The sequence below is a fragment of the Streptomyces sp. NP-1717 genome (assembly GCF_022695985.1).
Classification (GTDB): domain Bacteria; phylum Actinomycetota; class Actinomycetes; order Streptomycetales; family Streptomycetaceae; genus Streptomyces.
Genome location: NZ_JAAPBF010000073.1, coordinates 18,731 through 30,731, shown reverse-complemented (window position 1 = coordinate 30,731; position 12,001 = coordinate 18,731). Strand labels below are relative to the sequence as shown.

General features: G+C 71.1%; 13 protein-coding genes. 6 read left to right on the top strand and 7 right to left on the bottom strand.

Annotation, left to right across the window (positions count from 1 at the left end; all coding sequences use genetic code 11):
• Positions 1 to 85: 85 nt before the first annotated feature.
• The gene (locus GXP76_RS17255; protein ID WP_242572426.1) at positions 86 to 1,354 is read right to left on the bottom strand and encodes an extracellular solute-binding protein; all 1,269 of its coding nucleotides are present in this window, start codon (positions 1,352 to 1,354) and stop codon (positions 86 to 88) included.
• A gap of 288 nt (positions 1,355 to 1,642) precedes the next feature.
• Here GXP76_RS17255 and GXP76_RS17250 point away from each other — a divergent pair, with 288 nt between their 5' ends.
• On the top strand, positions 1,643 to 2,491 hold the full coding sequence (locus GXP76_RS17250; protein WP_242572425.1) for a GntR family transcriptional regulator: 849 nt from the start codon (positions 1,643 to 1,645) through the stop codon (positions 2,489 to 2,491).
• 90 nt (positions 2,492 to 2,581) lie between these two features.
• On the opposite strand, the gene GXP76_RS17245 is transcribed toward GXP76_RS17250, so the two are convergent.
• Positions 2,582 to 3,259, bottom strand: a complete 678-nt coding sequence (locus GXP76_RS17245; protein ID WP_308354151.1) for a response regulator — start codon at positions 3,257 to 3,259, stop codon at positions 2,582 to 2,584.
• 142 nt (positions 3,260 to 3,401) lie between these two features.
• Between GXP76_RS17245 and GXP76_RS17240 the strand changes: the two genes are divergently transcribed.
• From GXP76_RS17240 to GXP76_RS17225, 4 genes are all read left to right on the top strand, one after another.
• Positions 3,402 to 4,385, top strand: a complete 984-nt coding sequence (locus GXP76_RS17240) for a tripartite tricarboxylate transporter substrate binding protein (protein WP_078078082.1) — start codon at positions 3,402 to 3,404, stop codon at positions 4,383 to 4,385.
• Positions 4,382 to 4,921, top strand: a complete 540-nt coding sequence (locus GXP76_RS17235) for a tripartite tricarboxylate transporter TctB family protein (protein WP_242572423.1) — start codon at positions 4,382 to 4,384, stop codon at positions 4,919 to 4,921. The genes GXP76_RS17240 and GXP76_RS17235 overlap by 4 nt, the downstream gene beginning before the upstream one ends.
• 3 nt (positions 4,922 to 4,924) lie before the next feature.
• Complete coding sequence (locus GXP76_RS17230) at positions 4,925 to 6,430, top strand: tripartite tricarboxylate transporter permease (RefSeq protein WP_242572422.1); 1,506 nt, start codon at positions 4,925 to 4,927, stop codon at positions 6,428 to 6,430.
• 115 nt (positions 6,431 to 6,545) lie between these two features.
• The gene (locus tag GXP76_RS17225; protein WP_242572421.1) at positions 6,546 to 7,682 is read left to right on the top strand and encodes a methyltransferase domain-containing protein; all 1,137 of its coding nucleotides are present in this window, start codon (positions 6,546 to 6,548) and stop codon (positions 7,680 to 7,682) included.
• On the opposite strand, the gene GXP76_RS17220 is transcribed toward GXP76_RS17225, so the two are convergent.
• On the bottom strand, positions 7,651 to 8,196 hold the full coding sequence (locus GXP76_RS17220) for a DUF402 domain-containing protein (RefSeq protein WP_242572420.1): 546 nt from the start codon (positions 8,194 to 8,196) through the stop codon (positions 7,651 to 7,653). The genes GXP76_RS17225 and GXP76_RS17220 overlap by 32 nt on opposite strands.
• Entirely contained in the window at positions 8,177 to 9,094 is a 918-nt protein-coding gene (locus GXP76_RS17215) for a GNAT family N-acetyltransferase (RefSeq protein ID WP_242572419.1), read from the bottom strand. The genes GXP76_RS17220 and GXP76_RS17215 overlap by 20 nt, the downstream gene beginning before the upstream one ends.
• A gap of 99 nt (positions 9,095 to 9,193) precedes the next feature.
• Between GXP76_RS17215 and GXP76_RS17210 the strand changes: the two genes are divergently transcribed.
• Entirely contained in the window at positions 9,194 to 9,568 is a 375-nt protein-coding gene (locus GXP76_RS17210) for a GntR family transcriptional regulator (RefSeq protein WP_242572418.1), read from the top strand.
• A gap of 214 nt (positions 9,569 to 9,782) precedes the next feature.
• Here GXP76_RS17210 and GXP76_RS17205 read toward each other — a convergent pair whose 3' ends face one another.
• Genes GXP76_RS17205 through GXP76_RS17195 form a run of 3 tightly spaced genes read right to left on the bottom strand, consistent with a single transcriptional unit; the run spans position 9,783 to position 11,954 of the window.
• Positions 9,783 to 10,643, bottom strand: a complete 861-nt coding sequence (locus GXP76_RS17205) for an ABC transporter permease (RefSeq protein WP_242572417.1) — start codon at positions 10,641 to 10,643, stop codon at positions 9,783 to 9,785.
• Entirely contained in the window at positions 10,603 to 11,502 is a 900-nt protein-coding gene (locus tag GXP76_RS17200) for an ABC transporter ATP-binding protein (protein ID WP_242572416.1), read from the bottom strand. Before GXP76_RS17200 ends, GXP76_RS17205 begins: the two co-directional genes overlap by 41 nt.
• On the bottom strand, positions 11,499 to 11,954 hold the full coding sequence (locus GXP76_RS17195) for a MarR family winged helix-turn-helix transcriptional regulator (RefSeq protein ID WP_242572415.1): 456 nt from the start codon (positions 11,952 to 11,954) through the stop codon (positions 11,499 to 11,501). The genes GXP76_RS17200 and GXP76_RS17195 overlap by 4 nt, the downstream gene beginning before the upstream one ends.
• Positions 11,955 to 12,001: the final 47 nt, after the last annotated feature.

Genomic DNA, 12,001 nt, shown 5'->3' with positions numbered 1-12,001 from the left:
GGTGCCTCCTCTCGAAGCGGTCCCTCACGGAGGTGTACGGGGGCCGGGAGCGGCGCGCGGGGGAGCCCGCGCCCGCCTCCGGGGGTCACGAGCCGGCGTTCATGGCCCGGGTGATGTCCTGCGACGCCTTCGCCGCTTCCTTCGCGGCGTCGCCGCCGACGAGGACCGCGGTCATGTAGTCCTTGACCGGGTTCTCGGCCTCGACCGCCGCCCAGCCGGGCGTGTTGGGCGTCGCGCGCCCGTTCGCCGCGCCGGCCGCCATCGCGGAGGCACCCGGGTCGCCGGCCACGGCCGGTGCCAGCGTGGTCCGGTTCGGCACATAACTCATGGCGAGGGCGAGCTTCTTCTGCCAGGTGTCGCCCGTCAGCTCCTTGACGAGCGTCAGCGCCTCGTCCGGGTCACCGGCCGCGGCGGGGATCACCAGGTCGGAGCCGCCGGTGAAGACGGCGCCCGGAGTGTCGGCGGTCTTGCCCGGAATCGGGAAGAACCCCAGCTTTCCCTTGAGCCGGGCGTTGTTCTCGATGACGGTGTTGGCCAGCCCCGGCGTGGCGAGGATCTGCGCCACCTGCCCCTTCGCCATCACCTCGGCCTGCGGCGGATCGTCCTCGTCGGAGTCCTTGGGGCCCCTGCCCAGTGCCTGGAGGCGCGCGTAGAACTCCATGCCGCGCAGGGCCTGCGGTGTGTCCAGCGCGCCCTTCCACTTCCCGCCCGACCCGGTGGCGAAGTCGCCGCCCTCGTCCCAGATGAAGCCGCCCAGCGCGTACCAGAGCTGGCCGGGCAGATAAATGCCCTGCGTATCGCCCTTGTTGAGCTTCGTGGTCGCCTCGATCCACTGCTCGCGCGTCCTGATCGCGGTCGCGTCGATGCCCGCCCGCTCGAAGAGGTCGGTGCGGTAGACGACGACCCGGTTCGCCGCGTAGTACGGGATGCCGTACTGCCGTCCCTCGTACGATCCCGGCTCGGCGAGCCCCTTCAGCCAGTCCTCGCCCTTCAACTCCCCCTCGCTGTCGCTGAGATCGAGCAGTCCGCCGCTCGACGCGAACTGCGCGACCTGGGTGTTGCCCACCTCGATGACGTCGGGGGCGTCGTTGCCGGCGAGTGCGGCGGTGATCTTCTGGCCGATGCCGTCCCACTCCTGGATCTGGACCTTGGCCCTGATCCTCGGGTGCGCGGCCTCGAAGCCCTTCACGAACTCCTTCTGGAACGCGGCCGAGACGCTGTCACGCATCAGCCAGACATCGACCGTCGTCCGTCCGTCGCCACCGTCCCCGGCGGAGCCGGAGGAGGCACTGCAGGCACTGAGCACGGCGGCCACGACGAGCACGGACCCACCGGCGAGCAAGCGGTACTTCACGATTCACCCCTGACAGAGCAAGACCTGACCACCTGACCAGTGAGGCTCACTGGACAGCTCACCTCTTGATGCTGGACGAAGGTGGCATAGACCAATGGGACCGTCAACCCCCTGCGAGACAAAGGGCATTGGTGATCTGGCCGGACTTCGTGGGTGCTTTCGCTCTCCCGGTGACGGCTACACTTGACCTGGCCAGTGGCATCAGTTGGTGCACTGGTCGCGTGAACTGGTAAGACTGGTAAAACTGATCGGGCCGGTAAGTGAGGCGGGCGTCCGGAGGGGGACACCATGGATGTCGACGTACCCGGGACGGTGCTCAAACGGGAGCGGGCCCGTGATGCCGTCCTGGAACTGATCGAATCGCGCAGCCCCGGGGACGCCATCCCGTCCGAACGCGCCCTGTGCGCGCTGCTCGGGGTGTCGCGGCCCACCGTGCGCTCGGCGATCGACGAACTCGTGGCCGCCGGTCTCCTGGTCCGCGAACACGGCCGCGGCATGTTCGTCGCCCCCGCGAAGATCACCCAGGAGCTGGTCTCCGCGGACCTCACCCTGACCGTGCCGCGGGCGGCCGGCACCTGGTCGAGCCGGCTGCTGGAGTTCACCACCCACCAGGCCGGCGCCCGCGTCGGCCGCAAACTCCGCATGTCACCTGCCGAGGACATCCTCTACGTCGCCCGGCTGCGGCTCGTCGACGGCGCCCCGATGGCCATCGAGCACCTGCACATCAGGGCGGCGCTCGCGCCCGGCCTGTCGGCCCAGGAGCTGGAGAACGGCGATCTCTACGAGCATCTGCGGGACACCCACGGGGTGCACGTCCACGAGGCGGTGCAGGCCATCGAACCGACCGTCGTCACCCGCGCGGAGGCCGGATTCCTCGACGTGCCCGAACTCTCCCCGGCGCTGCTCTTCGAACGGCTGACCTCGGACACCACCGGCCGGCCCGTGGAGTACGTCCACTCGCTCTACCGGGGCGACCGCTACCGCATCGTCTCCCGGCTCACCCTCGGCCCGGCGGCAGCGGCGGCGCCGGTGCCCGCCGACGGGGACGGGCACCATCCGGGCATCCCGCCGGGCGACTTCGCCCACGGGGACGCCATCACGTCCTCCACCCGGGGGGACATCCAGTCGGGCGGATGACCGAGCGGATCCGGGCCGCCCTCCGCCGGCCCGGCCCCACTCGCGCACCCGCCCCGCCGCCGGTCTTCGACGACGGGACCCGGGGCGCCCTCACCCCACCCAGCGGTAGCAGCGCTCCGGGCGGCCAGTCCCCCCGTACCGCAGCGTGACCTCCGCCCGGCCCGTGTCGGCGAAGTACTCCAGATAGCGCCGCGCGCTGACCCGTGACAGCGCGCCCTCGTCGGCGCACTGCGTCGCCGACAGACCCTCCGCGTGGCGGCGCAGCGTGCGCTCGACCAGCTCCGCCGTGTGCGCGGCCAGCCCCTTCGGAAGCTCGCGGGAGCCCGGCGGGCGGGTGCCGAAGATCTGGTCGACGTCCTCCTGCCGCGCCTCGCCCAGCCGGTCGAGCCGGGTCCGCAGCGACGCCACGTGCCGCAGCTGCTCCTGGAGCGCGGACTGGCTGAAGGGCTTGATCAGATAGTGCAGCGCCCCCGCCCGCAGCGCCGAGCGGATGACGCCCGCGTCCCGCGCCGCCGTGATGAACAGGGCGTCCACGCTCGTACGGGCCGCGTCCCGCTCCTCCGCCGCCCGCAGCTCGCGCAGCACGGCGATCCCGTCCATGTCGGGCAGATAGATGTCAAGAAGCACCAGGTCAGGGCGGCGCACCTCGGCCGCGCGCAGCGCTTCGGCACCGCTGTGCGCCACGCCGACGACCTCAAACCCGTCCATCGCGGACACATAGCGGCCGTGCAGTTTCGCGACCATGAAGTCGTCGTCCACCACCAGCACTTTTGTCACGCCGTCACGCTAAGCCGCGACCGCAACGACCACAACGTCCGTTGATTCCGGAAGAGAGACAGCTTCTTAACGCGAAGGCAACATGTGGGCCACCTCACTGCCCTACCACTTGATTCCCTGAAAGGCGGCTCACGTGCGATTCCGCACTCCCCTCGCCCTCCTCGGGGCCGCGCTGATGGTGCTGGTGGGTCCGCCGCTGCTTTCCAAGGGCAGTGGCGACGACACCGGTACCCAGATACCCGGCCTGCGGTTCATGGTCCCCAACACCCCGGGCGGCGGCTACGACATCACCGCCCGCACCATGGCCAAGAACGCCGAGGACGCCGAGCTCAACCACAACATCGAGGTCTTCAACCTGCCCGGAGCCGGCGGCACCGTCGGTCTCGCGCGCGCCGTGAGCGAGCACGGCAACGGCAAGCTCGTGGTCTCCATGGGCCTCGGCGTCGTCGGCGCCGTACGCACCAACAACTCGCACGAGACCCTTGCCGACACGACGCCGATCGCCCGCATCAGCGAGGAGACCGACATCGTCGTCGTCGCCAAGGACTCGCCGTACAAGACGATCAACGACCTCGTCGCGGCATGGAAGAAGAACCCGGCGAAACTGCCCGTCGGCGGCGGATCGTCCCCCGGCGGACCCGACCACCTCGCCCCCATGCTGATGGCGCGGGCCGCCGGAATCGCGCCCAAGACCGTCAACTACGTTCCCTTCGACGGCGGCGGCGAACTCCTCGCCTCCATCCTCGGCAACAAGGTCGCCTTCGGCGTCTCCGGTCTCGGTGAGTACCGCGACCAGATCGAGGCGGGCGAGCTGCGGCTGCTGGCCGTCACCGGCCCCGAACGCACCCCCGGCATGGACGCGCCCACCCTGCGCGAGGCGGGCCTCGACACCGACTTCACCAACTGGCGCGGCGTCGTCGCACCGCCCGGGATCTCCGACGCCCAGCGCGACAAGCTCATCGCCTTCTTCGAGAAGCTGCACGCCTCACCGCAGTGGAAGGAATCGCTGAAGAAGAACGGCTGGGACGACGCCTTCCTCACCGGTGACAAATTCGGCGACTTCCTCGCCGCCGAGGACAAGCGCGTGCAATCCGTCCTGAAGGAGCTCGGGCTGTGACCACCGAACCGAACACCTCTCCCGAGGCGCAGGCCCCCACGTCCCGCGGCTGGCTGCGCGAACACTCCGAACTCGGCGTCAGCCTCATGCTGCTCGTCCTCGGGATCCTCGTCCTCACCGACGCCCTCACCATGGACGTCGACATCACCCAGCGCGGCCCGATCGGCCCCAAGACCGTGCCGATCGTCGTCGGCATCGGCCTGCTCGTCGTCGCCGCGCTCCTCTGCGCCGACGTCCTGCGCGGTGGCCGGGGCGAGTCCGAGACCGGCGAGGACATCGACCTGAGCGAACCCAGCGACTGGCGCACCGTGCTGCTGCTCGCCGGTGTCTTCCTCGGCAACGCCGTACTCATCGGACCCCTCGGCTTCCCGATATCGGGGGCCCTGCTCTTCTGGGGCTCCGCCTACGCACTCGGCAGCCGCCACCTCCACCGCGACCCGCTCATCGCCGCGGGCCTCTCCCTCGTCACCTACTTCCTCTTCAACAACCTGCTCGGCGTCCCCCTCCCCGGTGGCCCGCTGATGGGAGTGATCTAGACAGTGGACTCCCTCAACTCCCTGATCGACGGCTTCGGTACGGCGCTCACGCCTATCAATCTGCTCTGGGCCGCCGTCGGCGTACTGCTCGGCACCGCGATCGGCGTCCTGCCCGGCATCGGCCCGGCCATGGCCGTCGCCCTGCTGCTCCCCGTCACCTACGGCCTGGAGCCGACCGGCGCGTTCATCATGTTCGCCGGCATCTACTACGGCGCCATGTTCGGCGGCTCCACCACTTCGATCCTGCTCAACACCCCCGGTGAGAGCGCGGCGGTCGTCGCCGCCATCGAGGGCAACCCGATGGCCAAGGCGGGACGCGGCGCGCAGGCGCTCGCCGCCGCCGCGGGCGGTCACTTCGTCGGCGGCATGATCGGCACGATCCTGCTGGTCGTCCTCGCCCCGACCGTCGCCTCCCTCGCCGTCGACATCGGCGCCCCCGACTACTTCGCCATCATGGTGCTGGCGTTCATCGCCGTCACCTCGGTCCTCGGCTCGTCCCGGATCCGCGGACTCGCCTCCCTGCTCATCGGCCTCACCATCGGCCTGGTGGGCCTCGACCAGATGACCGGCCAGCAGCGCCTCACCTTCGGCACGCTCGAACTCGCCGACGGCATCGACGTCGTGATAGTCGCGGTCGGTCTCTTCGCGATCGGCGAGGCCCTGTGGGTCGCCGCCCACCTGCGGCGCTCGTCGGGCGAGCCGGTCCCCGTCGGCCGCCCCTGGCTCGGCAAGGACGACGTGAGCCGCACCTGGAAGCCGTGGCTGCGCGGGCCGCTCATCGGCTTCCCGTTCGGCGCGATCCCGGCCGGCGGCGCGGAGATCCCGACGTTCCTCTCCTACGTCACCGAGAAGCGCCTCTCCAAGAACAGGAAGCAGTTCGGCAAGGGCGCCATCGAGGGCGTCGCCGGACCCGAGTCGGCCGCGTCGGCCTCGGCCGCGGGCACGCTCGTGTCGATGCTGACGCTCGGGCTGCCGACGACCGCCGTCGCCGCCGTGATGCTGGCCGCCTTCCAGCAGTACGGCATCCAGCCCGGACCGCTGCTGTTCGAGCGCGAGTCGGAGCTGGTGTGGGGCCTGATCGCCTCACTGTTCGTCGGCATGGTGCTGCTGCTGGCACTGAACCTGCCGCTCGCTCCCGTGTGGGTGAAGCTGCTGCGCATCCCGCGCCCCTATCTGTACGCGGGCATCCTCTTCTTCGCGGCCGTCGGCGCCTACGCGGTCGGCGGAGAGGCGCTGGACCTGGTGATCCTGCTGATCATCGGTCTGATCGGGTTCGGCATGCGGCGCTACGGGCTGCCGGTCCTGCCGGCGGTGATCGGCGTCATCCTGGGCCCGGCCGCCGAACAGCAGATGCGCAGGGCGCTCCAGATCAGCGACGGAAGCGTCACCGGTCTCGTCAACACGCCGTTCTCGGTGACCGTCTACGCCGTCGTCGTGCTGATCGTCTGCTGGCCGCTCGTGCGCAAGCTCCTGCTGGGCCGCCGGAAGGAGACCAAGGTCTCGGCCTGACGCCGCGACCGACAGGGGCGCGAACAAGCCCCGTCCGCCTGACAGTTCGGACCGTGCGCGCGTCACTGAGCGCCTGCCGGTCCGAACTGTCAGTCGTGGATGGGACCATCGACACATGACCCCGATCGACTGGGACGACGCCGCAGACTCCTTCGACGAGGAGCCCGACCACGGGCTGCTCGATCCGACCGTACGCAAGGCGTGGGCCGCCAAGCTCGCCGGCTGGCTGCCGCCCGAGCCGTCCAGGGTGCTCGATCTCGGCTGCGGCACCGGCAGCCTCGCCCTTCTCGCCACCGAGTCGGGCCACCGCGTGAGCGCCGTCGACCTCTCGCCGCGCATGGTCGGACTCGCCCGCGCCAAACTCTCGGGGACGGACACCGAGGTGCTCGTCGGCGACGCGGCGAGACCCCCCGTCGGGGAGCGCACGTTCGACGTGATCATGGCCCGCCATGTCCTGTGGCTGCTGCCCGACCCGGACCGGGCGCTGACCCACTGGCTGTCGCTGCTGCGCCCCGGCGGACGGCTGATACTGATCGAAGGCGTCTGGTCCGGCGCCGGACTCCCGGCGACCCGCGTCACGATGTCCCTCGCCCCGCTCGTCGAGCGCGTCCAGCACGAGCACCTGTCGGCCGACGCGGCCCTGTGGGGCCGCGCCGTCGACGACGAGCGCTACGCGCTGATCGCCCACACCGCGCAGCGCCGCCGCCACACGGAAGTGGTCGACGTCCATCTGATCCTGCGCCGGGGCGACGACGTGCTGCTGGCCCGCCGGTCCGGCACCGGATACGGGGACGGGCTGCTGAACAGCCCCGCAGGGCACGTCGAGGACGGTGAGGACGTCCGCGCGGCGATGATCCGCGAGGCGTCCGAGGAGATCGGCGCCGAGCTGGACCCCGGCGACCTGCGTACGGCCCTGGTCATGCACCACCGGGGGCCGGGCGGCCGGCCGCGCACCGGCTGGTTCTTCGAGGTGCGCTACGACGAGGGGCGCACCCCCTGGGAGCCGTACAACCGCGAGCCGGAGAAGTGCTCGGGCCTCTCCTGGCACCCGCTCTCCGCGCTCCCGGACGACATCGTCGCCTACTGCCGCGCGGGCCTGGAGGCGTACCGCGCGGGGGAGCGCTTCGTCATCCACTGGCACGAGGACGCCGACTCGATCGCCCACGACCCGCACGGCACGCCGCGCGCGACGCTGCTGGCCAAGACGGACAACACGGGCCCTACGACGGAAGGCGGTCCGACAGCTTCGTGAACGCGCCGTCGCGTACGAGGAGTTCCAGCTCGTCCAGTGCGCGGCGGGCCGCCTCGGCCGCGACCGGGTCCCGGTCCGCGAGACCGCTCTCCTCGAACTCGTCCTCGTCGAGACGCAGGACCGTCGTGCCGTCCGCCGACGCCCAGAGATCGAGATCCAGGTCCTCGACCAGGAGTTCGTACCGCAGCTCACCGGTTCCGAGGCCGCGCACGACCGCCGGCCGCGTCACGTCGCAGTACCAGCCCTTGAGCGCGCCGTCGCCCGCACGGACCTCCTTCACCGCGTACCACCGGTCTCGCCAGTAGTGCTCCGTGAAGACGTCGCCGGGCTCGAAGCGTACGAAGCCGAAGTCCCGTACGGAGTCGGCCGCCCACGGTGCGCGCACCACGACCCGCGCGCCGTCGTCGGTGATCAGCGTGGCGGGGTAGCGGATCTTCGTACGGCCCGCCTTCACCAGGTGCACCTCCACCTGGACCCCGGGGTCCCGCGCGGCGTCAGACGAGCCCGCGGACATGGCGTACCTCCGAGGCGCAGATCCCGTAGCCGAACCGGGAGTTGACGGCGAGCATCGGTTCGTTGCCCGCGTCGTTGTTGGTGAAGGCGTCCGTGTAGCCGGCGGCTCGGGCGCGGCGCAGGGAGTCCGTCTTGGCGGCCCTGGCCAGACCCCGGCCGCGGTACTCGCGCAGCGAGCCCGTCATGGCGGACAGATACGTGGTCGCACCGTCCGTGTGGACCAGGGTGAACGCCACGACCCGGCCGCCGGCCACGACGAGGGTGCTGAGGCCGCGGTCCAGACAGGGGTGGTTCCAGGTGTGGTTCAGCCAGTCCTCGTAGTCGTCGAGGTCCGTGCCGACGTCGCCCGGTTCGTCCGACGTGGCCTCGGCGTCCGCCTCGAACACGGGCCTCGGGTCGTCGGCGAAGTCCGCCGCCGTCGTCAGCGCGCAGCCGTCGGGGAGCTTCGGCCCGGACAGTGCGGCGCCCGCCAGGTCCAGCCGCTGGAAGTGCGCGGAACGCAGCGGTGAGTAGCCCCGGCGGGCGGCGAAGGCGAGGGACGCGGGCTCGTCGTTCACCCAGGTGAAGACCGTGGTCGCGCCCTCGGCGGCCAGATGCTCCTCGGCCGTCCGCAGGATCGCCGATCCCACGCCCTTGCCCCTGTGGTCGGGGTGCACATGGGGGTTGACCCGGGACTGGCCCGGCTCGTCGCTGTCGTAGGCGAGCGAGACGTGCGAGGTGCCGATCACCTCCCCGCCGTCCTCGGCGACCAACAGCCGGTACTTCGAGGCGGGGTTGGCGCTCCGCACGGCGAAGTGCAGGGCCTCCTCGGTCGTCACGGCGTACGGCACGCAGGCGCGCCGGACACGGACGACGGCCGGGGCGTCGGCCGGGCGGAAATCACGAACGATCACAGTCATGAACCGGCACGCTACGTGGGCGTACCACCGGCACGCCTCCCATTTTCGCTGTCCCGGAACGCGGGGGCGGACGCCCGGGGATGGGGGACAATCGGGACCGTGACCTTGAAGATCTCCATCGACGACGACGCGGCGACCGCTCCGTACGAGCAGTTGCGCACCCAGATCTCCGAACTGGCCCGCTCGGGCGCGCTGCCCGTGGGGCACAAGCTGCCGACGGTACGGGGCTTCGCCGAGGAACTCGGCCTCGCGGCGAACACCGTCGCCAAGGCCTACCGGGCCCTGGAGGCGGACGGGGTGATCGAGACGCGCGGCCGCAACGGCACGTTCGTCGCGGCGGCGGGCGACGCGGCCGACCGCAAGGCGGCGGCCGCCGCCCAGGAGTACGCACAGCAGGCGCGCCGCCTGGGCCTGGCCCGCGCGGACGCGCTGGCCCTGGCCGAGGACGCGGTACGGGCGGCGTACTCGCGCTAGGCCGTGTCCGCGAAGTCCCGCCCGGCCCGCGGCGCCTGGTACGGCACCTCGCCGCGTTGTCGGACCCGGCCGAGTACGGCAGGTCCATCCACAACGCCGATCCTCCGCCTCGCGACGCGCCGCACCAGCCGCCGCGGGCCCCGCCCTTCGGGCGGACGGCGCTCCTTCGCGGGCGCCCCCGAGGCCGTGGCCCGGCCCAGGGGATCGGCCGGGATCATCTCGCCAGGCGGCCGAGCAGTGACGAGGCCGCCGTGATGCCCACCAGCGCCGCGAAGGCCAGTACGCCGTAGTCGAGCAGCAGATGGGACGGCGTACCGAGCAGGAGTCCGCGCAGGGCGTCCACCTGGTAGCTGAGTGGGTTGATCTTGCTGATCACCTGGAGCCAGCCGGGCATGATCGCCACCGGATAGAGCGCGTTCGACGCGAAGAACAGCGGCATGGTGATGGCCTGGCCGATGCCCATCAGCCGGTCCCGGGTGAGCACGATGCCCGCGATCGTGATCGACAGGCAGGAGAAGAACGCCGAACCGAGGATCACGGCGACCGCGAGCCCGAGCAGTTTCAGCGGGTTCCAGGTCAGCCCCACCCCGAGCGCGGCGGCGATGAGGATCACCACGGCCGCCTGGATCAGCGCCTTCACCCCGGAGGCGAACGCCTTGCCGCTGACCAGGGCGGATCTCGGGGTCGGAGTGACGAGCAGCTTGGTCAGGATGCCCGCGTCCCGTTCCCAGATGATCATGATGCCGTAGAAGATCGCGATGAACATCGCGGACTGGGCGATGATGCCGGGCGCGAGGAAGTCGATGTAGGGGATGCCGCCGGTCGGGATGGCCTTGATGCGCGTGAACGTCTCGCCGAAGATCAGCAGCCAGAGCGCGGGCTGGATCGCGCGGGTGTAGAGCTCCGTACGGTCGTGGCGCAGTTTCTGGAGTTCGACCACGCACATGGCCATGACCCGGGCGGGCAGTACCCGCCAGCCCGTGCGGGGCCGGGGCGGTACGAGCAGCAGGTCGAACCGGCCGGGCCCGGCGGCCTCAGCCGACGCGGGACGCTGTCCGCCGGGTGCTCCTGACATCGCGGAAGTCGCCTCCCTCCTCGTCCAGACCCTGGCCGGCCACGTCGCGGAAGACGTCCTCCAGCGTCGGTTCGAAGTCGCTCCGCGCCGCCGGGCCAAAAGTCCCACGGCGGCGTTCGCGCAGCTCCGCGCGGAGTTCGCCGGAGGTGCCGAGCGCGTGGATCCGCCCCTGGTGCATCAACCCGACGCGGTCGCAGTACTGTTCGGCCTCGTCCATGTAGTGCGTGGTCACCAGCACGGTCATACCGGTGGCCCGCCGCACGGCGTTGATGTGCTCCCAGACACTGCCGCGGGCGATCGGGTCGAGTCCGATCGTCGGCTCGTCGAGCATCAGCAGCCGGGGCGCGCTGACCAGGGCCTGCGCGAGTTCCAGCCGGCGGATCATGCCGCCCGAGTAGGTCGCGGCCATCCGGTCGGCGGCGCCGGTGAGACCGACCGCCTCCAGGGCCTGCCCGACGCGTGCGGCGCGCTCGCGGCGCGGGACGTCGAAGACGCGGGCGAACAGTGTCACGTTCTCGCGGCCGGTCATCGCGGCGTCGGCGGAGAGCTGCTGCGGTACGTACCCGAGCAGGCGCCGTACCGCCATCTTCTCGTTCGCGGCGTCGTGTCCGAACACCTCGACCTTCTCCGCGGGGACCGGCAACAGCGTGGTGACACAGCGGATCGCGGTGGTCTTGCCGGCGCCGTTGGGGCCGAGCAGACCGAAGATCTCGCCGGTGCGGACGGACAGGTCGAGGCCGTCGACGGCCTTGGTGTCGCCGAAGGAGTAGTCCAGGCCGCGGCAGCTCACGGCCTCGCCGCCGCTGTCGGTGGCGCCGGTGGTGGCGTCGGCGGCGCCGGGAAGGTCTCTGTCGGTCATACGTCCTCCGCTTCCTCACGCAGATTCCGGGCGAGCCTGCGCAGCGCCGGCAGCGCCGCGGCAAGCGCGGCCCGCTCCTCGCGGGTCAGCCGGTCCACCTGCTCGCGCACCAGCGCGGAGCGCCGCGCCTGCCAGTCGGCCAGGCGCGCGGTCGCCGCTACGGTCGGCAGCAGCAGGACGGACCGGTGGTCGGCGGGATCGGTCTCGCGACGCAGATAACCGGCCCGGCTGAGCTGGTTCGCCAGCGTGGAGACCGAGTTCCCGGCGAGATACAGCTCCTTCGCCGCGTCGGACACCCGGATTCCGGGCCTCGTTCCGACCAGCCGCAGCAGATCGATCTGCGCGCCCCGCAACCGCGGGGCCGCCGTGCCGGCCCTCAGCCGCCGCCGGATCATGCGCTGAACTCCTGCCAGCACATCGGCGAGCGAGTCGGAGAGCTCGACCGAAGTCATGTTGTCATTTTAGCTCTGACAGGGAGGTATCGCCAAAAAACGGACAG

What these genes read in the sequence shown, in the direction of transcription:
- GXP76_RS17250 (WP_242572425.1), top strand. Translation starts at nt 1,643, where the DNA reads ATGGATGTCGACGTACCCGGGACGGTGCTCAAACGGGAGCGGGCCCGT.
- GXP76_RS17225 (WP_242572421.1), top strand. Translation starts at nt 6,546, where the DNA reads ATGACCCCGATCGACTGGGACGACGCCGCAGACTCCTTCGACGAGGAG.
- GXP76_RS17220 (WP_242572420.1), bottom strand. Translation starts at nt 8,196, where the DNA reads ATGTCCGCGGGCTCGTCTGACGCCGCGCGGGACCCCGGGGTCCAGGTG.
- GXP76_RS17215 (WP_242572419.1), bottom strand. Translation starts at nt 9,094, where the DNA reads ATGACTGTGATCGTTCGTGATTTCCGCCCGGCCGACGCCCCGGCCGTC.
- GXP76_RS17205 (WP_242572417.1), bottom strand. Translation starts at nt 10,643, where the DNA reads ATGTCAGGAGCACCCGGCGGACAGCGTCCCGCGTCGGCTGAGGCCGCC.
- GXP76_RS17200 (WP_242572416.1), bottom strand. Translation starts at nt 11,502, where the DNA reads ATGACCGACAGAGACCTTCCCGGCGCCGCCGACGCCACCACCGGCGCC.
- GXP76_RS17195 (WP_242572415.1), bottom strand. Translation starts at nt 11,954, where the DNA reads ATGACTTCGGTCGAGCTCTCCGACTCGCTCGCCGATGTGCTGGCAGGA.